Raw genomic sequence first — 24152 nt, 5'->3', positions numbered from 1 at the left:
GCCCGGCAGGTGTCGCCCGTCAGTGGGCGGTGAAGCGCTGATGCACGGGCGCGGAGCCTGGGGTCAGCGCCAATGCCAGTTGGGTGCGGTTGTGCATGTGGGTCAGGCGCAACACCTGGGAGACATACAGCTTGACCGTGTTTTCGGTGATGCCCAGTTCGCAGGCAATCTGGTAGTTGGTCTTGCCCTTGCCCACCAGGCGGGCGACCTCAAGCTGGCGCGGCGAGAGCTTGTCGAACACTGCAGGCAACTCGCCCTCGGTATCCTCGGCATCCCCTGCGCGACGGTGCGCGCCCTGGCCTCTGGCTTTCTCCAGGTCCTGGTACAACTCGTCGACAGAGTCAGCCAGCTCCTGCAGCCGCTGGTTCAACCCGCCGAGGTCGCTGAGATTGCGTTGACGTTCCACCAACACCTCTTCCTGCCGGCGCACGCCTTCGAGCAGTTCGTCCAGGTCCATGGGCTTCTGGTAGTAATCGGCAAAGCCTTCACGCAAGGCGCGAATCACGTCCTGTTTCTCCGCACGCCCGGTCAGCATGATGGCCTCGAACATGCGCTGCCCCGGGTTGATCTGCTTGAGCGCCCGTACCAGCTCGATGCCGTCACGTTCAGGCATATGCAGGTCGCAGATGACCAGGCCGATGGCAGGGTCGGCCATGTAGCGTTCGATCGCTTCGTTGGTGGAAAGGGCCGATGTGCACGCGTAGCCCTTGGCTTTGAGGAATTCGCACAACTGTTCAACGATGGCCGATTGATCATCGACCACCAACACCTTTACTTCACTCACTGGTCTGAACACGATCAACTCCCTGTTCGTATACGGCCCTGCTCCCGGGCTAGACGCTCTGGCAGTTTAAAAGTAGCCGTACCTCTGAAATATGTACAAGGCACGTACACATCTTCGGACCGCCGGGATGTTCATTGGATCCATACAGCTGTCAGGAGGAAGCCTGCCAGTACATAAGGTACGAACGCCTGCTTGTCGCCCATGGCCTCGGTTAGGGCTTGCAGGCGCTTTTTCACCTTGGCATCGAGCAGTGCCCACAAGCGCCTGCGGGTCATCAGCCAGATCAGCAGGCTGATGCCGGCCCCGATGAAGGTCCCCAGTACGTACTGGGGCCCTGTGGCCAGTGCCAGGGCGCCCATCAGCTTGACGTCGTCCGCACCGAAATGGCCGAGCATGTACACCGGCAGGGTAAGCAGCATCACAATCGCCAACGCCCAGCCCGCATCGCCGGGGTCTGCCCCCAACCAGGTGTGGCCGGTTGCGAATAGCCAGAATAGCGCGCAGACGGCCACGCCGAGGGTGAGTACATTGGAGATCTGACGCTGGCGCACGTCCTGTTCGGTGCACAGGGCAAGCCATAGGAGAAGCACAATGCTTTGCATCGACAGCCCACCTTCCCTTGAAGTTGAACACTACCTGTTCAGTCAGGTTTCACAGTCAAGATAGACCGGAACCTGGGAGCGGGCGGGGTGTGGGCAGGGAAAAGGCGTGGCCGGAATGGATTTTGTCGCAGGTGACACAGGGGCCGTCGGGCGGCCCCGCTTCAGCGCTGTTCAATCATTCGATTACCTCCGGCTACCCGGCGGGTAATTCCCCAGTACCTGCGCCACCGTTTTCTGAATGGCGCTGTTACGCTCATCCGGCCCAGGCGGGTAGTTGTTCATGATCTGCTCGGCGCTGCCGCGCCACACCAACTTGCCATCGCGTCCGTCGAGCAGGTCCACCTGAATCGTCGCCACCTTGTAGTCGACGCTGCGGGTTTCGTTATACATCGGCCCGCCCCAGTAACCGCCCCAATAGCCCCCCCAGCCGCCGCCGTAGTTGGTGGTGATCTGTTGTTGGCGCTGTTCGACGATCAGATAGGTACGCACCTTTACATCAGCCTGCTTGCCGGGCTGCACCGGGCGCAGGCCGCGCTGGTCGAGCTGATCGGCCACGGCCTGGCGAATACGCTGCTCGGTCAGGTCGCTTTTGATGCGCGGGTCGTCCGGGCGGTACTGCAACCCAGGTTCTTGCCAGGCCCAGCTGCGGTAGGCGGCAAAATCGCGACTGGCGTCGTAATCCTGCTGCACGTTGTTGCTCGAGCAGGCACCCAGCAACACGGCAAACGACAGTAGAAACAGACGGCGCAACATGGTGGTTCTCCGTTAAGCGTTAACTGGGAGGATAGCCGCTGAGTGCCTTGCTGACGGCCTGGCGCACAGCACTTTCACGATCACGGGGCGACCCCTGGTCGCTGCCGCTTTCGGCATTGCCGCTCCACACGGGCTGGCCACTGCGCCCGTCATACAGATCGACGCGTACCACCATCACTTCCACTTGGTAAGTGCGCACTACCGGTACGCTGGCATAGCCACCGTAACCGTTGCGGTACCCACCGTAGCCGACACTGCTGTAGGGGTAAGGGTCATAACTGTCGTAATCACGGACTTGGCGCAGGCGTTTTTCCAGATGGATGTTGGCGCTTACCAACAAGTCTGGCGAGCCATTGCGTGCGGGGCGTAGCCCGTGCTGGTCGAGGGCGGCGCTGACGGCATCGGCCAATTGCGCCGGGTCGGCATTTGCCGAGCCGGTGGGCAACTGCCCATTGCGCCAGCCCCAGCTCTGGTAGTGCCCGTAATCCCGGGCAGGGGTGGGGTAGGCACTGGCATCAAAGGTATTTGCCGCCTGCGCCGGCGCCGGCGGCAATGGCCGGCTACTGGCCACATAGGGGTTGGTGCCCTGACAGCCCGCGAGGACCAGCGGCAGCAGGGCGAGGCGAAACAGACGATACGGCATGCTTCCTCCAGCCTGGCAGATCAACGTGGGCGGCAAACCCAATGCAGGTAACGACCAAGCCCGGCAAAACTTGGGTGGCGACGGTGGGCCAGCTCCATTTCCAGCAGGTCGAGCAGCTCCGCCTTGTCCTGGAAGTCCTTGGGCATATAGTCGTGGAACACCCGGATCCCGCTTTCACTTTCGACCTGCCACATGGGCTCAAGTTGCGCTTTGAGGTGGCGGGGATCAAGGGGTTTTTGCGGGGTGAGGCTTTGCTTTTCACCTTCCAGCCGGTTGCTGCGCAACTTGCGGAAATGCCCTTTGAGCAGGTTCCGGTACACCAGGGCATCACGGTTGTAGAACGCCAGCGACAACCAGCCTTGGGGCGCTGTGAGCTGGTGCAGTACCGGCAGGATGCTTTCTGGTTCGGCCAGCCACTCCAGCACGGCATGGCACACCACCACATCGTAGGGTTCGGTCAGCTCACCGAGCAGCGCCTGCCAGGGCGCATGAATGAATGTCGCGGCCTGGCCGGCCTCGGCAAACCGTGCCCGGGCGCCATCTAGCATGGGGGCGGCAGGTTCGGCCAGGGTGACATGGTGCCCGCGCTGGGCCAGCCACAAGGCCATGTGGCCCAGCCCTGCGCCCACGTCGAGGATACGCAGCGGGCGGTCGGGCAGTGCCTCGGCCAGGTCGGCCTGCAGCACGGCAAGGCGGATCGCACCCTTGGCTCCGCCGTAGATTTTTTCGGCGAAGCGGGTGGCCAGTTCATCGAAGTGACGGTCGTTCATCGGGCAAAGCGCCTCTCGCTGTCAGCAAGCTTGGCCCGCACGACCTGGTCCATGTCCAGGCCAAGCTCGCTGCACAGCAGCAACAGGTACAACACTACATCACCGACTTCCTGGCCTGCGTGGGCCAGTTTGTCAGCAGGCAGCTGGCGCGATTCGTCTTCGCTCAGCCATTGGAATATTTCGACCAGCTCGGCCATTTCCACACTGGCGGCCATGGCGAGGTTCTTGGGGCTGTGAAAGCGCTGCCAGTCATTGTTGTCGCGGATCTGGTGCAGGCGTTGGGTGAGTTCTTGCAAGTTCATCGGGGCCTCCTGATGCCGCATAGCTTCTGCGCAGGGCCGCTGCAAAGCAAGGGCCCCACACAAACGTACGGTCAACAGTGCCCCGGTTGGCTACAGGCGTGACCAGTGGCCAGCCATGTGCAGCACCCCAGCATGGCCATCCAGCCGCACAGCGCCAGCGGGGCCAGCTTCACTGGCGCTGAGTATCACCTCTGAGGGCAAGCGCACGGGCTTGTGGAACGCCACTTCAAACCCATACCCACTGTGGGGCAGGTGCCCACGCAATGCCGCCATCGTCATTGCCTTGCTCCACATGCCATGGGCGATGGCGGTGGGGAAACCGAACAGCCGCGCACTGGCAGCGCTCAGGTGGATGGGGTTGTAGTCGCCGCACACCTTGGCGTAACGCCGGCCAATGTCACGGTCGGCATACCAGCGCGTGGCTTCGGGCAGGTCTACGGGCTCGTCCGGGGGCGTGGGGGTGGCGGCGCCTTCGAGCTTTAGCCCGCGTACCAGCATGCGGCTGGTCTCCCGCCACAGCGGGCCTATGCCGTCCTGGGCCTCGGTCACCAGGTCGAACGTACCGCCTTTGGCATGGGGTTGCAGGTTATCCGCGTACACGGCCATATGCAGCCCTTCAAGCCCACCGAGCGGGCGCAGCACTTCGATGCGGTTGTGCAGGTGCACCAGCCCCAGCAACGGGAACGGAAAGTCATGGCCGGTCATCAGTTGCAGTTGCAGGTTGAACGCCATGATGTGCGGGTACGTGGCCGGCAGGCGGCCGTCTTCGGCGAAGTGACAGAGCCGCCGGTAGGCCTGCAGGTTTTGCTGCTGCAGGGGGACGTAGCAGCGCAGGCCTGCTTCCGGCAGGCGGTCACCGGTGATGCTGCGCTTGCCAGCGGCGCGCAGGTACAGGCTGGCGCGGCCAGCTGGGCGGTGCACGTGGTGCCAGGTTCGTTTCATGTTCAAGCCCCCATCAGTGCCTGGCCACAGACCCGCAGCACCTGGCCGTTGACTGCACCGGTACAGGGCTGGCTGAGCCAGGCGATGGCTTCGGCCACGTCTTGGGGCCGCCCGCCCTGGCCGAGCGAGCTAAGGCGTCGACCGGCCTCGCGCAGGCCCATGGGCATGGCGGCGGTCATGTGGGTTTCGATGAAGCCCGGTGCTACAGCATTGATGCTGGCACCCCGTTCGGCCAGTGTGGGCGCCCAGGCCTGTGCCAGGCCGATCAGCCCGGCCTTGCTGGCGGCGTAGTTGGCCTGGCCACGGTTGCCGGCTATACCGCTCACCGACGCCAGCAGTGTGATGCGGGCGTGCTGCCCGAGTGCGCCATTGTCGATCAGCGCCTGGGTGAGTACCTGAGGCGCCTTGAGGTTGACCGCCATCACAGCGTCCCAGTACTCCGGGGTCATGTTGGCCAGGGTCTTGTCGCGGGTGATGCCAGCGTTGTGCACCACGATGTCGAGGCCATCGGGCAGGGCAGCGAGCAGCTGCGTTGCTGCGTCGCTGGCGCAGATGTCCAGGGCCAGGGCCTTGCCACCCAGGCGTGCGGCAAGGGCATTGAGCTCTTGGGCGGCCTGGGGCACATCCAGCAGCAGCACGTCGGCACCATCGCGCACCAGGGTTTCGGCAATGGCAGCACCGATACCGCGTGCCGCGCCGGTCACCAGGGCCCGCTGGCCGCCCAGCGGGCGGGTCCAGTCCTGCACGTGCGCAGCGCAGGCCTGCAGGCGCAGCACCTGGCCAGACACGAACGCGCTTTTCGGCGACAGGAAGAAGCGCAGTGCACCCTCCAGCTGGTCGTCGGCACCTTCTCCCACATAAAGCAGCTGCGCAGTGGCGCCATTGCGCAATTCCTTGGCCAGCGAGCGGGTGAACCCTTCAAGGGCTCGCTGCGCCACGCTGGCCAACGGGTCTGCCAGCGACTCGGGAGGCCGCCCGAGTACCACCACATGAGCACAAGGTGCCAGGCTGCGTAACAGCGGCTGGAAAAACTCGCGCAACTGCTTCAAGGCATCGCTGTCGGACAAATGACTGGCGTCGAACACCAGCGCCTTGATTTTCGGCCCAAGGCCGGCCACCCAGGGCTGTGCCTGCAGGTGCTCGCCATTGAAGCTGTACACGGCATCGGTCAGGCGCGGCGCCACTGTTTCAACCTGGCCCGCCAGTGGCCCACCGCCTACCACCAATGCACCTTCCACCGGGCGCAGGCGGCCGGACTGCCAGCGCTCCAGAGGTGCCGGGCGCGGCAGGCCCAGGGCATCGACCAGGCGACGGCCCAAGCTGGAATTGGCGAAACCAAGGTAGCGATCGCTCATGAGGAGTCCTCCAGAAGGCAAGCTTGAGAGTGTGGACCAACTTTGCGGCACGGTCGTTCGAATGCGGTAAAAACACCTAGGCTGTACGGATCAAATTGTTTCAGGAGGAACATGCGCATGCGTTCACTACGTCGGGTCGCGATTCTGGGCGGCAACCGAATCCCCTTTGCCCGTTCCAATGGCGCCTACGCCACGGCCAGCAACCAGGCCATGCTGACCGCTGCGCTGGAAGGGCTGATAGAGCGTTATCGGCTGCACGGGCTGCGCCTGGGTGAGGTGGTGGCCGGTGCGGTGCTCAAACACTCCCGCGACATGAACCTGACCCGTGAATGCGTGCTGGGCTCGCGCCTCTCGCCGCTCACGCCCGCCTATGACATCCAGCAGGCTTGTGGCACCGGGCTTGAGGCCGCTTTGCTGGTGGCCAACAAGATCGCCCTGGGGCAGATCGACTGCGGCATTGCTGGCGGCGTGGACACCACTTCCGATGCGCCCATCGCCGTGAACGAAGGCCTGCGCCAGGTACTGTTGCAGGCCAACCGTGGCAAAAACCTGATGGGCCGGCTGCAACCCTTCCTGAAACTGCGTCCTCATCACCTCAAGCCTGAATTGCCGCGCAATGGCGAGCCGCGCACCGGCCTGTCGATGGGCGAACACTGTGAGCGCATGGCCAAGACCTGGCATATCGGCAGGGCAGAACAGGACGCGCTGGCCCTGCGCAGCCATCAGGCCCTGGCGGGTGCCTATGCCGAAGGCTGGCAGGACGACTTGCTGACCCCGTTCATGTCGCTTGCCCGGGACAACAACCTGCGCCCGGACCTTACCCTGGAGCAACTGGGCCGCCTCAAGCCGGCTTTCGACCGTACGGACGAAGGCACGCTGACCGCGGGCAATTCTACGCCGCTCACCGACGGTGCTTCGCTGGTGCTGTTGGGCACCGAAGAGTGGGCGCAACAGCAGGGGCTGGAGGTGCTCGCCTATTGGGTGGACGGTGAAACCGCTGCGGTTGACTTCGTCACGGGCCGCGAAGGCCTGCTGATGGCACCGGTGTATGCCGTGCCACGGTTGCTGGCGCGCAATGGCCTGACCCTGCAGGACTTCGATTACTACGAAATCCATGAAGCCTTCGCCGCCCAGGTGCTCTGCACCCTCAAGGCCTGGGAAGATGCCGACTATTGCCGTGAACAGCTGGGCTTGAGCGCACCGCTGGGGGCTATCGACCGCGCCAGGCTCAACGTCAAGGGCAGCTCGCTGGGGGCAGGCCACCCGTTCGCGGCTACCGGGGGCCGTATTGTGGCCAACCTGGCAAAACTGCTGTCGGTGGCGGGGAAAGGGCGCGGGCTGATTTCGATCTGTGCAGCGGGCGGGCAGGGTGTGACGGTGATCGTCGAGCGGTAAGGTAACGTCGGTGTCGCCGTAGCTGTTAGGCTTGTCTGCTCAGAACCATAAGACACCACCATGCCGACCACCGGACACCCCCGCGCCATCCCGGCGCTGGACCACCTGCCAAGGCCCCTGTATGCCCGTGCCGAGCGCTTGGGCGCGGGGTCATGGACCACTCGCCATCAGCATGACTGGGTGCAGTTTTCGTACGCCATCAGTGGCGTGTTGGGGGTCTACACCCGGGACGGCAGCTATTTCGCGCCGCCCCAGTGGGGGGTGTGGATACCTGCGCAGGCTGAGCACGAAGTGGTGACTTCGATGCAGGCGGAAATGCGCAGCCTTTACATCCGCCGCGACGCCTGCCCGTGGGCGACCGAAGAATGCCGGGTGCTGGAAGTGACGCCCCTGGCGCGGGAACTGATCAAGCAGTTCTGCCTGTTGCCCCCGCAGTACCCTGAACACGACAGCGCCGAGTCGCGGCTGGTGGCGGTGTTGCTCGACCAATTGCGTACCCTGCCAGCGGTAGGTTTTTCGTTACCCCTGCCGCGCCATCCCGGGTTGCTTGCCCTGTGCAATCGCCTGATCGCTACCCCCGAGCGGAGCCAGACCTTGCAGCAATGGGCGCTGGAGCTTGGGTGTTCGGAAAAGACCCTCATGCGCCTGTTCCAGCGCGAAACCGGGTTGAGCTTCCGCAACTGGCGCCAGCGCATGCGGCTGTTGTCGTCGCTGGCCATGCTGGAGGCCGGCGAGAGTGTTACCGATGCGGCGCTGGGCTGCGGGTATGACTCCACCTCCGCCTACATCGCCGCGTTTAAGCAGCTGTTTGGCGCAACGCCGGGTGAACTGAAGCTGTAAGCCGCGCCTGCCGGCACCTGCGTCTACCGCCCTGCAGGCGGCAGGCACAGGCGGGGCATCAGGTGCGGAACCTGCGCACCAGGGTATCCAGTTCGTTGGACAGCCCCGCCAGGCTTTCCGAGTCCTGACGGGCGGCCTGGGCCAGCTCCGCCACCAGCTGTGCATCGCCGTGGATCTGGCTGATGTGCCGGTTGATGTCCTCGGCCACCTGGTGTTGTTCCTCGGCGGCTGTGGCGATTTGCGTATTCATGTCGCGTATCACATCCACCGACTCGCGAATCTGCCCAAAACTGTCACGCGCCAGGCCAATGCGGCTCACCGACTGCTGCGACACCTCCAGGCTGGCGTGCATCTGTGCGGCCACTTCGCTGGTGCGCCCAGCCAGGTTACCCAGCAGGCCATCGATTTCGGCAGTGGAATCGGCGGTACGCTTGGCCAAGGCCCGCACCTCGTCAGCCACCACCGCAAAGCCCCGGCCTTGTTCGCCGGCACGGGCCGCTTCAATCGCCGCGTTCAGGGCCAGCAGGTTGGTCTGCTCGGCAATCGAGCGGATGGTGCCGAGGATTGACTGGATAGCGTTGCTGTCACGCTCCAGTTGCTGGATCGACTGCGCCGACTGTTCGATTTCGTGGCTCAGGCGGTCGACGCTGCTGACCGCGGCATCGATCTGCTGCTGGCCTTCGCGCGCCTGTTGCTGGCCACTGTCGGCCGACTGCGCTGCCTGGCTGCATGAACGCGCCACCTCGTTGGCTGTGGCCACCATTTCGTGGAACGCGGTGGAGACCATGTCCACTGCTTCACGCTGGCGCCCTGCAGCCTCGGCCATGTCGCTGGATACCCGGGTTGAACGGGTGGAGGTGTTGAGAATGTTACCGGCTGCCGCGCCGATGTGCTGAATGAGGCTGCGGATGGCCCCCAGGAACTGGTTGAACCAGCTGGCCAGTTGCGCGGTTTCGTCGCGGCCTCGGATCTCCAGGTTGCGGGTAAGGTCGCCTTCGCCTTGGGCAATGTCTTCCAGGCCGCTGGTCACGCTGTTGATCGGGCGCACGATGAGTTTGGCGAAGGTGGCGCCCACCACGGCGAACACGGCGGCCAGCACCAGCGCGACGATGCCGATGAGCCAGGTCAGGCGGGTGGTGGTTTGCATCACTTCACCTTGCTCGATCAGGCCGATGAGGGTCCAGCCCAGTTTTTCGTCCGGGTAGATATTGGCCATGTAGCGCACGCCGTTCAGCTCGACTTCGGCCAGGCCCTTGCCGTGTTTGGCCAGCTCGGCGTAACCGTCGCCGAAGCTCGCCAGCGGTTTGAAGTTGTGCGTGGTATCACGTGGGTCGACCAGTACGTTGCCGTTGTTTTCAATCAGCAGCAGGTAGCCACTTTCGCCCAGCTTGATCTGCTTGACGATCTCCGTCAGGCCTTTGATCGAGACATCGACGTTGACCACGCCACCCGGGTTGCCCAACTGGTTGGCAACGGCGCGCACCGTGCTGACCAGCACCGCGTCATCGGCAGCCCAGTAGTAGGCACTGGTGCGCAGGGTCTTGCCGGGGTTGGCCATGGCCAACTGGTACCAGGGGCGCGTGCGGGGGTCGTAGTTGACGAATTTCTGCCCGGCGGGCCACCCCACGTAGCCGCCGTCTGCCACCCCGTAAGACAGGTAGGCGTAGCCCGGGTGGGCATTGGCCAGGCTGGTCATGAAGGCCAGGATATTGCTCGCTTGCGGCCCCAGTTCGTAGGACGGCGTCGCGCTCATGTACTTGCTCAGTTCACTGCCAGTGGCCGCGACCAGCGGTTGCGAAGCCATGTACTCCACGTTCTGGCTGATGCCCTGGAAGAAGATATTCATGGCGTTGCTGACCTGGCGGATTTCCCGGCTGCTGCTGTCCAGAAAGCCGTCCCGGGCTTCGCCGCGCAGGTTGAGAACCACCAGGGTGGCCACGAGTACGATGGGCAAGCCGGCGATCACCGCGAATGCCCAGGTCAGTTTCTGTTTGATGCTCATAGGCGCTCCCGGATTATTATTGTCGACACATGAGGCAGATCACCTATGCATCGGCAGCACCCGGGTTTTATGTAGGCAAACGCCCGTAAATATTGGATGAAATCGCAGTGGGTGACTATTCGGTCACGTTCGGACGCTTATGGCGTGTCGGGCTGCCGGGTGGTGCCTGGTGGCAGCAACTGGCAGCCTCGCCAGTGGCCAGTTCTTTCAGGATCGGGCAGTCCGGGCGGTCATCACCCTGGCAATGGGAAACCAGTTCACCCAGGGTGTCGCGCAGGGTGACCAGTTCTTTGATACGGGTGTTGAGTGCATCGATGTGCTGCATGGCCAGCGCCTTCACGTCAGCGCTGGCGCGTTGCCGGTCCTGCCACAGGGTCAGCAGCTTGCCGACCTCTTCGAGGGAAAAGCCCAAGTCTCGTGAGCGCTTGATGAATGCCAGGCTGTGCAGATCTGCGTCCTGGTACAACCGGTAACCACTGTCGCTGCGCGTGGCGGGCTTGAGCAGGCCGATGGCTTCGTAGTAACGAATCATCTTGGTGCTGAGCCCGCTGCGGCGGGCGGCCTGGCCAATGTTCATGGCGCCTCCTGGGTGCGCGTGTCGGGTTTCCAGGCCTTGAGCAGGAGCGCGTTGCTGACCACGCTGACACTGGACAGGGCCATGGCGGCGCCGGCGAGTACCGGGTTGAGATAGCCCAGCGCGGCCAACGGGATGCCGACCAGGTTGTAGATGAATGCCCAGAACAGGTTCTGGCGGATCTTCGCGTAGGTCTTGCGGCTGATTTCCAGCGCCGCCGGCACCAGGCGCGGGTCGCCGCGCATCAGGGTGATGCCGGCGGCCTGCATGGCCACGTCGGTGCCGCCACCCATGGCAATGCCGATATCGGCTGCGGCCAAGGCGGGCGCATCGTTGATGCCGTCGCCAACCATCGCCACCACGCCGTCCTGCTTGAGCGCGGTGACCGTGGCGGCCTTGTCGGCAGGCAATACTTCAGCGTGCACATCGGCGATGCCGAGGGTGTCGGCGACGACCTTGGCGCTGCCGCGGTTGTCGCCGGTCAGCAGGTGGCTGCTGATGTGCTGCTCACGCAAGGTTTCCACAGCTTGCGCGGCTCCAGGCTTCAGGCTGTCGCCGAAGGCGAACAGGCCCAGCACGCGCGGCTGCTCGCCCCGTTCGACCAGCCACGACAGAGTGCGGCCTTGCGCTTCCCAGGCCTGCGCCTTGGCGGCCAGGGCCCCGGGTTGCAAGCCACTGTCCTGCAGCAGGCGGCGGTTGCCCAGGGCCAGGTCCCGGCCGTCCACGCAGCCGGCGATACCCCGGCCGGTCAGCGACTGGCTACCCGTTACGCTGGGTACCTCAAGCCCTTGCTCGGCGCAGGCGTCCAGCACTGCCCGTGCCAGCGGGTGTTCACTGCCGCGCTGCAGGGCACCGGCCAGCCGGTGCAGGCTGGCGCTGTCGCCATCCACCGCCTGGCTGTGGACCACACGCGGGCTGCCGGAGGTGAGGGTGCCGGTTTTGTCGAACACCACGCGGTTGACCGCATGCGCCCGCTCCAGGGCCTCGGCGTCCTTGATGAGGATGCCGTGCCGGGCGGCCACGCCAGTGCCGGCCATGATCGCGGTGGGGGTGGCCAACCCCAGTGCACAAGGGCAGGCGATGACCAGTACGGCCACGGCGTTGATCAGTGCCGTTTCCATTGCAGCCCCCGCCAGCCACCAACCGACCAGGGTGACCAGGGCCAGTACCAGCACCGCCGGTACGAACACCTGGCTGACACGGTCGACCAGCTTCTGGATGGGCGCCTTGGCGGCCTGGGCGTCTTCCACCAGGCGGATGATGCGCGCCAGCACGGTTTCGGTCCCCAGCGCCTGGGTGCGTACCAGCAGCCGGCCTTCCCCGTTGATGGCACCCCCGGTGACCGAGTCGCCGGGCTGCTTGGGCACTGGCAGGCTCTCGCCGCTGATCAGGGCTTCGTCAGCATGGCTGCTGCCGTCCTCGACAATCCCGTCGACTGGGTAGCGCTCCCCGGGCTTGACCAGCACCAGGTCGCCCACACGCAGTTGGGCGATGGCCACGTCTTCCTCGCGGCCGTCCACAACCCGCAATGCCCGCTCCGGTCGCAAAGCCTCGAGGGCGCGGATGGCACTGGCGGTCTGGCGCTTGGCGCGGCTCTCCAGGTACTTGCCCAGCAGCACCAACGCGATTACCACGGCAGACGCTTCGAAATACAGGTGAGGGGCCATGCCTGCCGGTGCCTGCGCCCATTGATAGAGGCTCAGGCCGTAACCGGCGCTGGTGCCCAGCGCGACCAGCAGGTCCATGTTGCCAGCGCCGGCACGCACGGCTTTCCAGGCGGCAACGTAGAAACGGGCACCCAGAATGAACTGCACCGGCGTTGCCAGCAGGAACTGCGCCCACGCCGGCAACATCCAGTGCAAGCCCAGCGGCTGTACCAGCATCGGCAACACCAGCGGCAGGGCCAGCAATACGGCAGCGCCTACGGCAAGCCGCTCGCGGTGCAGGCGGCGCTGGGCCAGCCGGTTTTCGTCCTCGGCGGCCTGCAGCAGGCTGGCGGTATAACCGGCCTGTTCCACGCTGGCGATCAGCATTGAATCGTCCACCCCGGTCAGCATTTCAACGTGCGCACGCTCGCTGGCGAGGTTGACCGACACCTGCTGTACTCCTGGCACCTTGGCCAGGGCCCGTTCGACACGGCCGGCACAACTGGCGCAGGTCATGCCGCCAATCTGCAGCTCCAGGCTGCGCACGGGCACTTCGTAACCGGCGTCGCGCACGGCATCGACCAAGGCCGGCAGGCTATCGCCGGGCGCCTGGACGCGCGCCTGCTCGGTGGCCAGGTTGACGCTGACCTGTTCAGCACCAGGGACCTTGCGCAGGGCACGCTCTACCCGGCCGGCGCAGCTGGCGCAGGTCATGCCGGAAATGGGCAGGTTGTACGTAGTGGATGCGGGCATGGCTCTCCTCCTTGGACAGGTCCCAAGCATCAACCTTGCCACGCGGGGAAGGTCAATAGTCCAGCGGTGTGGCTTTCAACTCCAACCCATACTGGCCCATGGCGATGCGGTACTTGTTGATCTGGCCCGCCTGCAGCGTCAACCGGATGCTGCGCTGGTCCTCAAGGCCCGGCGCACAGCCGGGCATCTGCCCTGGCAGCAGGCGCAAGCGCACATCCACCGGCCCTGGCGGCAGGTTGAACGAGGTGGACTGTTCCTGGAACAGGCGCCCGGAGAGCTGATCATTGAGGTAAACGCCAATTTCGCAACTGGTGGCCACTTCCAGGCGCTCACGGGAAATGATCAGCACGCTGTACGCCGCGTTGCCCTCGGCACTGGCCGGTGGCACTGCAGTGGCAACAGCCAACAGCCCGACGATGCCCAATGTTGCCCTGAACATGAAAACCCCCTGCTTGCCTGATCGTCAAAGCCGCAGCTTGGCCGAGCCCGGCTTGGATTGCCACCCCACCGTGTTGACTTTGCCCCTGTGGCAAGGTTGAAACTGGTGCAAAACCTGAAGGAGGTACCCCCGATGCAAGTATTCAACGTACAGGGCATGACCTGCGGCCACTGCGTAAAAGCCGTGACCCGCGCCGTACAGGCGCTGGATGCCGGCGCCAAGGTGGACGTCGACCTGGCTGCAAAACAGGTGCGCGTTGACAGCGCGCTGGCACAGGAACAGGTGCTGGCGGCCATCCGCGAAGAAGGCTATCAGGCCGAGGCTGCCTGAGCCTTTGTAGGAAGGCTCTTTGTTTCAAATGTTTTCTCCTGACGGCGTCCACAGCAGGTAGAATCGTTCACTTGCTTAGCCTGCTATGGATTCCTGATGAACCTGCGAATGGTGCTCATCCTGGGCGCACTCAGTGCGTTCGGGCCGTTGGCGATCGACTTCTACCTGCCTGCCTTCCCGGCCATGGCGCAGGCGTTCGCCACAGACGAACAACACGTCCAGGCCACCTTGGCCGCCTACTTCCTTGGCCTGTCCATGGGGCAGTTGCTCTATGGGCCGGTCGCCGACCGCTTTGGGCGGCGCAAGCCGCTGATGTTCGGCGTGACGCTGTTCACCCTGGCCTCGCTGGCGTGCGCCTACGCCCCCAGCCTGGACGCCTTGGTACTGGCGCGCTTCGTTCAGGCGCTGGGTGGCTGCGCGGGCATGGTGCTGTCCCGGGCCATTGTCAGTGACAAGTGCGACCCGGTGGCCTCGGCCAAAGTGTTCTCGCAATTGATGCTGGTCATGGGCCTGGCGCCGATACTGGCCCCGATGCTGGGTGGCGTGCTGGTGAACCTGGTCGGGTGGCAGTCGATCTTCCTTGCGCTTAGCCTGTTCAGTGCCGGCTGCCTGCTGGCGGTCAGCCTTGGGTTGCCTGAGAGTATGCCCGCCCATGTACCGCGTCAGCCGCTGTCCGGGGCCCTGCGCCAGTACCTGCGGCTGGCGGGCGACCGGGTGTTTCTGGGGCATGCGCTGACGGGCGGCATTGCGATTGCGGGCATGTTTGCCTACATCGCGGGCTCGCCATTTGTATTCATCAAACTCTACGGTGTACCTGCCGAGCATTACGGCTGGTTTTTCGGCGCCAATGCTGCTGGTTTCATTCTGGTCGCGCAGGTGAACGCACGCCTGCTGGCACGGCGCGGGCCGGCATTTTTGCTGGCCCGTGCGGTATGGGTGTACCTGGCGGCGGGGGTGGCCTTGCTGGGCGTGGCGGTGGTGAAGCCGACCGCGCTGTGGCCACTGCTGGTGCCGTTGTTCGTGTGCATCGCCAGCCTGGGGTGCATCCTGCCCAATGCTTCGGCCTGTGCCATGAGCGGCCAGGGTGCCCGGGCCGGCAGTGCCTCCGCCCTGATGGGCTGCGTGCAATTCAGCGTCGCGGCTGGCGCCGCGGCACTGGTGGGCGTGCTGCATGATGGCAGTGCGGTACCAATGGCCTTGGTGATGAGCCTGTGTGGTGCCTTGGTGGTCAGTGCCGCGCTGTTGACCCGGCGCCTGCAGGCCAGTCGGCCCGCCTGAGCGGGTGAGGCGCCTGCAGGCGCGTTTCCAGTGTGGCCACAAAGGCGCGGGCCGCGGCCTCGCTGCAAAAACCTACCCTGTGCTGATCGAGCTGAACCTGCCATGGCCGTGCAGGGTTGCTGCTCGACGCACTGATGACAATCTTCATCGCTGCATACCTCCGGAGGGGAGCCGCTCAAGTTTAGCGCGGCCTTACCCGCCTGCCACAGCAACGTCCTACCAAGCTGACTGACGGTTGGCGCGCTGTGGAACCTTCGACTGTGATCGCGCTACTTGAAGAAGACCGCTGTCGGTTTCGTCCGAAGTTGTGCGGGTGGATTCGCGTATTCAAGCCTGGCCGCCTGCCATCGCACGTGTGAAATCAGCGGTGCGGGGGGGCTTTTGAAGCTTCGCGGCCTGTTCAGCAGTTCGCCATGGGTAGCCCTACCCAATGCTATTGAGCGAGCAATAGCGCTGGGGGAGGGCTGCATGATCGGCTGTTTCTGCGGCTTATACTGACGAACCAGGCCACCGCCATCGGCACGCGCTTCCCGGCCAGGGTTGGCCATTGCATCTACACAGTGAACTTGCAGGGAGTCACAGGGACATGAACGCAGCCAGCAGCATCAGCCAGATCGCCAGCCTGATGGCCGATCCCAAACGTAGTGCCATGTTGTGGGCATTGATCGACGGTACGCCCCGGTTGGCCAATGAACTGGCCATCATGACGGGAGTCAGTTCGTCGTCAGCATGCGCACATCTGTCGCTGCTGTCGTCGGCCGGTTTGCTACGGCACGAGGCCAGGGGCCGCAAGCGCTATTTTCGCTTGGCAACGCCACAGGTGGGGGCCGCTGTCGAGGCCCTGGCCAGTGTCCAGTTGGAGAGCGCCAGGGGCCAGCGCCCCACCGCACCGCTACCGCCGTTGCCCCTGTCCATGCGACGGGCCCGGCGCTGCGGCGATCATCTGGGTGGCGAGCTGGCCGCAGAGCTGTACCACCGGCTGGTGGTAGCCGGCTGGCTGGAGGGCAGCGGCCGGTACCTTGTGGTCAGTGACGAAGGGCGCGCACAACTGGCCCTGGTAGGCGTATACATCGATGCCCTGGCGCCGCGTCAGCCGAGCGCCTGCGTGATCTGCCGGTGCACCGAATGGCACGACAGCCAGCCGCACCTGGGCGGTGTACTGGGCCAGGCGCTGTTCCGTTTGTTCCTGCAGTCAGGCTGGATGCGGGAGGCGGAAGACACCCGGGCGTTGCACATCTCGCCGCTGGGTATCCAGCAGATCAATCGCATCGCCCGTGTGAAGACCTTGCAGGTGGGCTGAACAGGCCTCAGGCCAGCCTTGCGTCCAGGCTGTTCTGGGCCAAGCGACGAGCCTGGTCTTCGGTCATGCCCAGGTGAGTATGCAGGGCATGGAAGTTTTCCGTGACGTACCCGCCGAAGTAGGCAGGGTCATCGGAGTTCACCGTCACCTTCACACCCCGTTCCAGCATGTCGAGGATGTTGTGCTGGCTCATGTGGTCGAATACGCACAGCTTGGTGTTGGACAGCGGGCACACCGTCAGCGGGATCTGCTCATCGATGATGCGCTGCATCAGGCGCTCGTCTTCGATGGCGCGTACACCGTGGTCGATGCGTTTGATGTGCAGCAGGTCCAGGGCTTCCCAGATGTATTCGGGCGGGCCTTCTTCGCCGGCATGGGCGACAGCAACGAAGCCTTCGCTGCGGGCTCGGTCGAACACACGCTGGAACTTGCTCGGTGGGTGGCCCATCTCCGAGCTGTCCAGGCCAACGGCGATGAAGGCATCGCGGAAAGGCAGTGCCTGGTCGAGGGTTTTGTGCGCTTCGTCTTCGCTCAGGTGGCGCAGGAAGCTCAGGATCAGCCCGCTGCTGATGCCCAGTTGCTGGCGGCCGTCCTTGAGCGCCTGGTTGATGCCGTTGAGTACCACTTCGAAGGGTATACCGCGGTCGGTATGGGTTTGTGGGTCGAAGAACGGTTCGGTGTGGATAACGTTCTGCGCCTTGCAACGTTGCAGGTAGGCCCAGGTAAGGTCGTAGAAATCCTGCTCGGTGCGCAGCACGTCTGCGCCCTGATAGTAGAGGTCGAGAAACTCCTGCAAATTGTTGAAGGCATAGGCCCCACGCAGGGTTTCGACATCAGCCCAGGGCAGGGCGATCTTGTTGCGCTCTGCCAGAGCGAACAGCAACTCGGGCTCCAGCGAGCCTTCAAGGTGCAGGTGCAGCTCGGCCTTGGGCAGGGCGTTCAACCAGTCATACATATAAGGTGTTCTCAATCAGGTACGGTTGTTGCCATTCTACAGGGCCTGGCCCGGCAATGCGCCGGCCAGGCTGCAAGCCGGGGCATCACCAGACCAAGGGTTCACCTTTGTAGTTGATGAAGTGCACGCCGGCGTGGCCGCTTTGCGCCTTGACCTGCTCGACCATGCCTCGGGTACTGGTGAGTACGTCGATCTCGGCGTTTTCGCCACCCATGTCGGTTTTCACCCAGCCTGGGTGCATGGCGAGCACGCAAAGGTCGGTGCGCTGTTGAGCGACTGCGAAGCTGTTGATCATGGAGTTGAGCGCGGCCTTGCTGGCCTTGTACAGGCAGATTTCACCGCCATCGGGGGTAGCTACGCTGCCAAGCCCCGAACTCATGAACGCGAGCACGCCGGTACCTTCGCGTACCTGGCCCACCAAGCGGCCTGCCAGGCGAATGGGTGCGACGGCGTTGGTCATGAACAGGTCGCCGATCGCCTGTGGCGTGACAGCCTCCAGGTCTTGTGGCAGCGGGCCCATAACCCCGGCGTTGATGAATATCAGGTCGAATACCTGCCCTGCCAGCCGCTGTTTCAGGCTGTCCAGTTGGGCGGTATCGTTCATCTCCAGCTGTTCGATGCGTACCCCGTGGGTATCTGCCAGTGCGCCAGGCTGTTGCGGGTTGCGCACAGTGGCGGTAACGGCCCAGCCGTCTTCGTGCAGGCGATTTACCAGGCCGAGGCCGAGGCCGCGAGAGGCGCCAATGACCAGGGCAGTTTTTGCTTGAGTCATGCTCAGGTGCTCCCATTGATAAGGTTGGAGGAAGGCCATGAGAATAATCCACAGCCCCATTACTTGGGCAGGGCATTTGCCCGCTGACGTGGCAGATGAACCACTGAACAAATAATGATCAGTTGCTTGCATGCCACGTCAAGCGTGGCCTGGCGCCAGTTGACGCACTGCTTATCCACAGGCTGCTCCACAGTAAATGTGTGCAACCGCGTTTCCCACGGGCCCTAGCTGCTGCGCGGAGGGGTGGGGATAACTGGCCATGAATCATGTACTTACCGCTGTCATCATAGTGTGATCAAAATATGATCAATGCCCTCTAGGCCTTGCTGGCAAAGGGCTGCAACAGAATGCCCCAAGGTTATCCACAGCCCGGCCCACAGTTGTTGTGGGCAACCCTCAGCGCCTGGCCAGCAGAATTCGCCCGCGGCTGAGGTCCGCCAGGTGCTGCTGGAGCGCACCGAGGTGGGCATCCCCAATGGCCACCTGCAGATCTACGCCGTTGGCGGTGAACTGCTCGTCCACAACCAGGCCGTCAACCTCTGCGATACGCAATTTCACCAGGGCTAGCTCGCTGAATGTGCAACTGCAGGTGAAATCGCTGCGTTGTACCAACAGCCTTTTGGCCGCCTGCTGCAAGCACTTGTTGGCGCCCCCGCCATAGGCACGGGCCAACCCCCCCGTCCCAAGCTGAATGCCGCCGTACCACCGAATCACCAGCACCACCACCTGGTCGCAGTCCTGCGCTTCGATGGCCGCCAGGATAGGCCGCCCGGCTGTGCCGCCTGGCTCGCCATCATCGCTGCTGCGGTACTGCTGGCCCAGTTTCCAGGCCCAGCAGTTGTGCGTAGCGGCGAGGTCACTGTGGCGCTCGATGAAGCTCATGGCCTCGGCAGCGCTGGTGATCGGCGCGGCGAGGGTGATGAAACGGCTTTTACGAATTTCTTCGCGGTATTCGCAGAGGTCTAGCAGGGTAGAGGGCATAGGTGAAGATCAGGCAGCCGGCGCAATGCCGCACCCCTTGAGTATGATGTGGATAAGGTTGTCGCTGGCGGTTTCCATATCCTGCTTGGTCAGCCGGCTGCGGCCAGTGACCTGGCAGATCTGGGTGGCGAAGTCGGCATAGTGCTGGGTGCTGCCCCACAGCAGGAAGATAAGGTGCACCGGGTCGACCGGGTCCATCTTGCCGGCAGCAATCCAGGCCTCGAATACCGCAGCGCGGCCCCTGAACCATTCGCGGTAGTCGGCGCTGAAGTATTCGGTAAGGCACGAGCCGCCGCTGATCACTTCCATGGCGAAGATCCGCGAGGCTTGCGGGTTGCGCCGCGAGAACTCCATCTTGGTGCGGATGTACTGGCTCAGGGCCTGGCCTGGGTCGTCATCCACACTGAGGGCATTGAAGGTGCTGTCCCACAGTTCGATGATGTTGCTGAGTACCGCAATATATAGGCCCAGCTTGTTGGTGAAGTAATAATGCAGGTTGGCCTTGGGCAAGCCGGCATTGAGGGCGATGGTGTTCATGCTGGTGCCCTTGAAACCGTGCCGGGCGAATTCGTCTTCGGCGGCCTGGATGATGGCGTGCTCGTTCTTCTGGCGTATGCGGCCCGCGGGTTTGCCCGAGGCGGGGAGGCGATGCGCAGGGACTTCTAGGGTCATGGACGATTCCGTGCGTTTATAGGGCTGCGACTGTAGGACAAGATTACCTTCCTGCGCTCAAGTAACAAGCATTTGCGGTACAGACTGGCATCAGCGTGTCGCAGCCAGGCTTTCGAGAAAGCTTTCCAGTACCAGGTTGGGGCGCCGGCCTTTGCGCGTCACCCAGCTCAGGCTCAGATCATAGAAGCGTTGCCGCGGCTTGAGGGCACGCAGGCGGCCTTGCTGTACCCAGAACGCCGCGTAGTGGTCAGGCAAGTAGCCGATGTAGCGCCCGGTGAGGATGAGAAATGCCATGCCTTCACGGTCCGAGGCGCTGGCCGTGCAGTTCAGTGCCTGGTAGTGCGCCTGGATTTCGGCGGGCAGGCGAAAGGTGGGGGTGATGGCTTCCTGGGTGTTGAGGCGCTCATCGTCGATCTGGTTGTCGTCAGCGTAAAACAGCGGGTGGCCCACGGCGCAGTACAGCAGCGAGCGTTCACTGTACAGCGGCTGATACTCCAGGCCTGAAAGCGGGCTGGTCTGGGGCACCACCCCCACATGCAGGCTGCCGTCGAGTACGCCATGCTCCACCTGGCTTGGCGCGACCATGCGTATCTGAATGCGCACGTCCGGGCCGCGGTCCTTCAATTCGGCAAGGGCGTGGGTAATGCGCATGTGGGGCAGGGTGACCAGGTTGTCGGTAAGGCCGATGTTCAGCTCGCCACGCAAATGCTGGTGCAGCCCGTTGACCTCGGTGCGAAAGCTTTCCAGCGCACTGAGCAACTGCAAGGCCGAGTGGTAGACCTCACGGCCTTCCTCGGTCAACGAAAAACCGGCGCGGCCCCGTTGACACAGGCGCAGGCCAAGGCGCTGCTCCAGGTCGTTCATCTGCTGGCTGATGGCCGAGCGGCCGATACCCAGCACGTTCTCGGCGGCCGAGAAACCACCGCACTCGACCACACTGCGGTAGATCTTGAGCAGGCGAATATCAAAATCGCTGACTTGGGCGAGGGGATCGGGGCGTCGGCTCATCAGTTTAGTCGCGGCCTGTGTAAAGGTTAGAAATGCAGGGTTTTTCAGACTTTATAGCCGTGCCAAGTTAGCTGCAACAACATCCATCGTTGCCTAATCGCTCCCCGAGGAACCGCCGATGAACATGCTCGAAACCGCACCCGCCGGTATGGCCAGCCAGCTCAAGCTGGATGCCCACTGGATGCCCTACACCGCAAACCGGAATTTCCAGCGCGACCCGCGGCTGATCGTGGCGGCTGAAGGCAACTACCTGGTGGACGACAAAGGGCGCAAGATTTTCGACGCACTGTCCGGCCTGTGGACCTGCGGCGCGGGGCATACCCGCAAGGAAATCACCGAGGCGGTTTCGCGCCAGGTGGGCACGCTCGACTATTCGCCAGGCTTCCAGTTCGGCCACCCGTTGTCGTTCCAGCTGGCCGAAAAAATCGCCGAGCTGACCCCAGGCGACCTGAACCATGTGTTCTACACCAACTCCGGTTCCGAGTGCGCAGATACCGCGCTGAAGATGGTGCGTGCGTATTGGCGGTTGAAGGGCCAGGCTACCAAGACCAAGATGATCGGCCGCGCCCGTGGCTACCATGGCGTGAATATCGCGGGTACCAGCCTGGGTGGCGTGAACGGTAACCGCAAGATGTTCGGCCAGTTGCTGGACGTCGACCACCTGCCGCACACCGTGCTGCCGGGCAACGCCTTCACCAAGGGCATGCCGGAAGAGGGCGGCATCGCCCTGGCTGACGAAATGCTCAAGCTCATCGAACTGCACGATGCGTCCAACATCGCCGCTGTGATCGTTGAGCCCCTGGCAGGTTCGGCCGGTGTACTGCCCCCGCCGAAGGGGTACCTGAAACGCCTGCGTGAAATTTGCACCCAGCACAACATTCTGCTGATTTTCGACGAAGTGATTACCGGCTTCGGTCGCATGGGCGCGATGACCGGCGCTGAGGCGTTCGGCGTTACCCCAGACCTGATGTGCATTGCCAAGCAGGTCACCAACGGGGCCATTCCTATGGGGGCGGTGATCGCCAGCAGCGAGATCTACCAGACCTTCATGAACCAGCCGACGCCGGACTACGCTGTGGAATTCCCCCATGGCTATACCTACTCGGCCCACCCGGTAGCCTGCGCGGCAGGCCTGGCGGCGCTGGACCTGCTGCAGAAAGAAAGCCTGGTGCAGTCCGCAGCCGAGCTGGCACCCCACTTCGAGAAACTGCTGCACGGCGTGAAGGGCACCAAGAACATCGTCGACATCCGCAACTACGGCCTGGCCGGCGCCATCCAGATTGCCGCCCGGGACGGCGATGCCATCGTGAGGCCCTACGAGGCCGCCATGAAATTGTGGAAGGCAGGTTTCTACGTGCGCTTTGGCGGCGACACCCTGCAGTTCGGCCCAACCTTCAATACCCGGCCCGAAGAGCTGGACCGCCTGTTCGATGCGGTTGGCGAAGCGCTGAACGTGGTTGACTGATCTTTCTGATTTCAACGGCAGGCCCGCGCCTGCCGCTCCCCTCTTTAATCTGGAGTGTTTCATGAGCATTGTTCAGCACCTGATCGACGGTGACCTGGTAACCAAGGGTGACCGCACCACAGATGTGTTCAACCCGTCCACTGGCCAGGCTGTGCGCAAGGTCGAACTGGCCAGCCGCGCCACGGTGCAAGCCGCCATCGATTCGGCCAAGGCTGCATTCCCGGCCTGGCGCAACACTCCGCCTGCCAAGCGTGCGCAGGTGATGTTCCGCTTCAAGCAACTGCTGGAACAGAACGAAGCCCGTATTGCCCAGTTGATCAGCGAAGAGCATGGCAAGACCTTGGAAGACGCCGCCGGCGAGCTGAAGCGCGGCATCGAGAACGTCGAGTTTGCCTGCGCGGCCCCTGAAGTGCTCAAGGGTGAGTACAGCCGTAACGTGGGCCCCAATATCGACGCCTGGTCCGACTTCCAGCCGCTGGGCGTGGTGGCGGGTATCACGCCGTTCAACTTCCCGGCCATGGTGCCCCTGTGGATGTACCCGTTGGCCATCGCCTGTGGTAACGCGTTCATTCTCAAGCCGTCCGAGCGCGACCCCAGCTCTACCCTGTTCATTGCGCAACTGCTGCATGAAGCAGGCTTGCCCAAAGGCATCCTCAACGTGGTGCACGGCGACAAGGAGGCGGTGGACGCCCTGATCGAGGCACCGGAAGTCAAAGCGCTGAGCTTTGTCGGTTCGACCCCGATCGCCGAATACATCTATGCCGAGGGCACCAAGCGCGGCAAGCGTGTGCAGGCACTGGGCGGGGCGAAGAACCACGCGGTGCTGATGCCAGACGCCGACCTGGACAACGCGGTCAGTGCACTGATGGGCGCAGCCTACGGTTCATGCGGTGAGCGCTGCATGGCTATTTCGGTGGCGGTGTGCGTGGGTGACCAGGTGGCTGATGCGCTGATCGCCAAGCTCGAACCGCAGATCAAGGCGCTGAAAATTGGTGCCGGCACCTCCTGCGGCCTGGACATGGGGCCGCTGGTAACAGCTGCTGCCCGCGACAAGGTCGTAGGCTACATCGATGACGGCGTGGCGGCGGGTGCCAGGTTGGTGGTCGACGGCCGTGGCTTCAGTGTGGCCGGCAATGAGGATGGCTATTTCGTGGGCGGTACCCTGTTCGACAAGGTGACCCCTGAAATGCGCATCTATAAAGAAGAGATCTTCGGGCCGGTACTGTGCGTGGTGCGGGTCGACAGCCTTGAGCAGGCCATGCAACTGATCAATGACCATGAATACGGCAATGGCACCTGCATCTTTACCCGCGACGGCGAGGCGGCACGGCTGTTCTGCGACGAGATCGAGGTGGGCATGGTGGGTGTGAACGTGCCTCTGCCTGTGCCGGTGGCCTACCACAGCTTCGGCGGCTGGAAGCGTTCGCTGTTCGGCGACCTGCATGCGTATGGCCCTGACGGGGTGCGCTTCTACACCCGTCGCAAGGCGATTACCCAGCGCTGGCCGCAGCGTGCCAGCCATGAGGCGTCGCAGTTCGCGTTCCCGAGTTTGTAACCCCTCCCTCAGCGCCGCCAGTGGCGGCGCTGTTTT

The 24152-nt window shown here is 63.6% G+C and carries 24 protein-coding genes and 1 pseudogene; 7 read left to right on the top strand and 18 right to left on the bottom strand.

What is annotated here, in order from left to right; translation table 11 throughout:
• Window positions 1–19 precede the first annotated feature (19 nt).
• From APH25_RS13645 to APH25_RS13610, 8 genes are all read right to left on the bottom strand, one after another.
• A complete protein-coding gene (locus tag APH25_RS13645) occupies window positions 20–802 on the bottom strand; it encodes a response regulator (protein ID WP_371262507.1) in 783 nt (260 codons plus the stop codon).
• A 113-nt stretch (window positions 803–915) separates the two neighbouring features.
• Window positions 916–1386, bottom strand: coding sequence for a prepilin peptidase (locus APH25_RS13640; RefSeq protein ID WP_028632999.1), 471 nt, complete (start codon window positions 1384–1386; stop codon window positions 916–918).
• Window positions 1387–1569: 183 nt separating this feature from the next.
• Entirely contained in the window at window positions 1570–2139 is a 570-nt protein-coding gene (locus tag APH25_RS13635; protein ID WP_060482291.1) for a DUF4136 domain-containing protein, read from the bottom strand.
• Window positions 2140–2158: 19 nt separating this feature from the next.
• Window positions 2159–2782, bottom strand: a complete 624-nt coding sequence (locus tag APH25_RS13630; protein WP_060482290.1) for a DUF4136 domain-containing protein — start codon at window positions 2780–2782, stop codon at window positions 2159–2161.
• Between the two features lie 20 nt (window positions 2783–2802).
• A complete protein-coding gene (locus APH25_RS13625) occupies window positions 2803–3552 on the bottom strand; it encodes a methyltransferase domain-containing protein (protein WP_060482289.1) in 750 nt (249 codons plus the stop codon).
• Complete coding sequence (locus APH25_RS13620) at window positions 3549–3854, bottom strand: MazG-like family protein (protein ID WP_028632995.1); 306 nt, start codon at window positions 3852–3854, stop codon at window positions 3549–3551. Before APH25_RS13620 ends, APH25_RS13625 begins: the two co-directional genes overlap by 4 nt.
• Window positions 3855–3944: 90 nt before the next feature.
• Window positions 3945–4796, bottom strand: a complete 852-nt coding sequence (locus tag APH25_RS13615; protein WP_060482288.1) for a MaoC/PaaZ C-terminal domain-containing protein — start codon at window positions 4794–4796, stop codon at window positions 3945–3947.
• 2 nt (window positions 4797–4798) lie between these two features.
• Window positions 4799–6151, bottom strand: coding sequence for a 3-oxoacyl-ACP reductase (locus APH25_RS13610; protein WP_060482287.1), 1353 nt, complete (start codon window positions 6149–6151; stop codon window positions 4799–4801).
• 117 nt (window positions 6152–6268) lie between these two features.
• Here APH25_RS13610 and APH25_RS13605 point away from each other — a divergent pair, with 117 nt between their 5' ends.
• Together APH25_RS13605 and APH25_RS13600 are read left to right on the top strand one after the other, a co-directional pair.
• Window positions 6269–7546: an acetyl-CoA C-acetyltransferase gene (locus tag APH25_RS13605; protein WP_060482360.1), complete on the top strand. Its 1278-nt coding sequence runs from the start codon at window positions 6269–6271 to the stop codon at window positions 7544–7546.
• A gap of 60 nt (window positions 7547–7606) precedes the next feature.
• Window positions 7607–8386: a helix-turn-helix transcriptional regulator gene (locus tag APH25_RS13600; protein ID WP_028632991.1), complete on the top strand. Its 780-nt coding sequence runs from the start codon at window positions 7607–7609 to the stop codon at window positions 8384–8386.
• 58 nt (window positions 8387–8444) lie between these two features.
• On the opposite strand, the gene APH25_RS26275 is transcribed toward APH25_RS13600, so the two are convergent.
• The 5 genes and pseudogenes from APH25_RS26275 to APH25_RS13580 form a co-directional block, all read right to left on the bottom strand.
• The gene (locus tag APH25_RS26275) at window positions 8445–9173 is read right to left on the bottom strand and encodes a methyl-accepting chemotaxis protein (protein ID WP_371262508.1); all 729 of its coding nucleotides are present in this window, start codon (window positions 9171–9173) and stop codon (window positions 8445–8447) included.
• 129 nt (window positions 9174–9302) lie between these two features.
• Window positions 9303–10190 (bottom strand): annotated as a pseudogene (locus tag APH25_RS26270) (sensor histidine kinase); the annotation flags it as partial.
• A 313-nt stretch (window positions 10191–10503) separates the two neighbouring features.
• Complete coding sequence (gene cueR / locus APH25_RS13590) at window positions 10504–10965, bottom strand: Cu(I)-responsive transcriptional regulator (protein ID WP_060482285.1); 462 nt, start codon at window positions 10963–10965, stop codon at window positions 10504–10506.
• The gene (locus APH25_RS13585) at window positions 10962–13361 is read right to left on the bottom strand and encodes a heavy metal translocating P-type ATPase (RefSeq protein ID WP_060482284.1); all 2400 of its coding nucleotides are present in this window, start codon (window positions 13359–13361) and stop codon (window positions 10962–10964) included. Before APH25_RS13585 ends, cueR begins: the two co-directional genes overlap by 4 nt.
• A 52-nt stretch (window positions 13362–13413) precedes the next feature.
• On the bottom strand, window positions 13414–13800 hold the full coding sequence (locus APH25_RS13580; protein ID WP_060482283.1) for a hypothetical protein: 387 nt from the start codon (window positions 13798–13800) through the stop codon (window positions 13414–13416).
• A 132-nt stretch (window positions 13801–13932) separates the two neighbouring features.
• Between APH25_RS13580 and APH25_RS13575 the strand changes: the two genes are divergently transcribed.
• The 3 genes from APH25_RS13575 to APH25_RS13565 all read left to right on the top strand — a co-directional run bounded on the left by APH25_RS13575 (window position 13933) and on the right by APH25_RS13565 (window position 16708).
• The gene (locus APH25_RS13575) at window positions 13933–14130 is read left to right on the top strand and encodes a heavy-metal-associated domain-containing protein (RefSeq protein ID WP_060482282.1); all 198 of its coding nucleotides are present in this window, start codon (window positions 13933–13935) and stop codon (window positions 14128–14130) included.
• A 96-nt stretch (window positions 14131–14226) separates the two neighbouring features.
• A complete protein-coding gene (locus APH25_RS13570; protein WP_060482281.1) occupies window positions 14227–15408 on the top strand; it encodes a multidrug effflux MFS transporter in 1182 nt (393 codons plus the stop codon).
• Window positions 15409–15994: 586 nt separating this feature from the next.
• Window positions 15995–16708 (top strand): helix-turn-helix transcriptional regulator, encoded by a 714-nt coding sequence (locus APH25_RS13565; protein WP_060482280.1) that lies wholly within the window; start codon window positions 15995–15997, stop codon window positions 16706–16708.
• 7 nt (window positions 16709–16715) lie between these two features.
• Here the strand turns inward: APH25_RS13565 and APH25_RS13560 are convergent, their stop codons facing one another.
• From APH25_RS13560 to APH25_RS13540, 5 genes are all read right to left on the bottom strand, one after another.
• Window positions 16716–17663 carry an adenosine deaminase gene (locus tag APH25_RS13560; protein WP_060482279.1) on the bottom strand — a complete coding sequence of 316 codons (948 nt, stop codon included), beginning with the start codon at window positions 17661–17663 and terminating at the stop codon, window positions 16716–16718.
• A gap of 85 nt (window positions 17664–17748) precedes the next feature.
• Window positions 17749–18435 (bottom strand): SDR family oxidoreductase, encoded by a 687-nt coding sequence (locus tag APH25_RS13555; RefSeq protein WP_060482359.1) that lies wholly within the window; start codon window positions 18433–18435, stop codon window positions 17749–17751.
• Between the two features lie 396 nt (window positions 18436–18831).
• Window positions 18832–19416, bottom strand: a complete 585-nt coding sequence (locus APH25_RS13550; protein WP_028632982.1) for a YigZ family protein — start codon at window positions 19414–19416, stop codon at window positions 18832–18834.
• A 9-nt stretch (window positions 19417–19425) separates the two neighbouring features.
• A complete protein-coding gene (locus tag APH25_RS13545) occupies window positions 19426–20088 on the bottom strand; it encodes a TetR/AcrR family transcriptional regulator (protein ID WP_060482278.1) in 663 nt (220 codons plus the stop codon).
• Window positions 20089–20178: 90 nt separating this feature from the next.
• Window positions 20179–21099 carry a LysR family transcriptional regulator gene (locus tag APH25_RS13540; protein ID WP_177331181.1) on the bottom strand — a complete coding sequence of 307 codons (921 nt, stop codon included), beginning with the start codon at window positions 21097–21099 and terminating at the stop codon, window positions 20179–20181.
• Between the two features lie 115 nt (window positions 21100–21214).
• On the opposite strand from APH25_RS13540, the gene APH25_RS13535 reads away from it, so the two are divergent.
• Both APH25_RS13535 and APH25_RS13530 read left to right on the top strand, forming a co-directional pair.
• Window positions 21215–22561: an aspartate aminotransferase family protein gene (locus tag APH25_RS13535; RefSeq protein ID WP_060482276.1), complete on the top strand. Its 1347-nt coding sequence runs from the start codon at window positions 21215–21217 to the stop codon at window positions 22559–22561.
• Between the two features lie 61 nt (window positions 22562–22622).
• Complete coding sequence (locus tag APH25_RS13530) at window positions 22623–24116, top strand: CoA-acylating methylmalonate-semialdehyde dehydrogenase (RefSeq protein ID WP_028632978.1); 1494 nt, start codon at window positions 22623–22625, stop codon at window positions 24114–24116.
• Window positions 24117–24152 lie beyond the last annotated feature (36 nt).

Source organism: Pseudomonas sp. NBRC 111119, from assembly GCF_001320125.1.
Taxonomy (GTDB): Bacteria; Pseudomonadota; Gammaproteobacteria; order Pseudomonadales; family Pseudomonadaceae; genus Aquipseudomonas; species Aquipseudomonas parafulva.
Note: the sequence above shows the minus strand (reverse complement) of the source record. Positions and strands in the feature narration are given on the sequence as shown.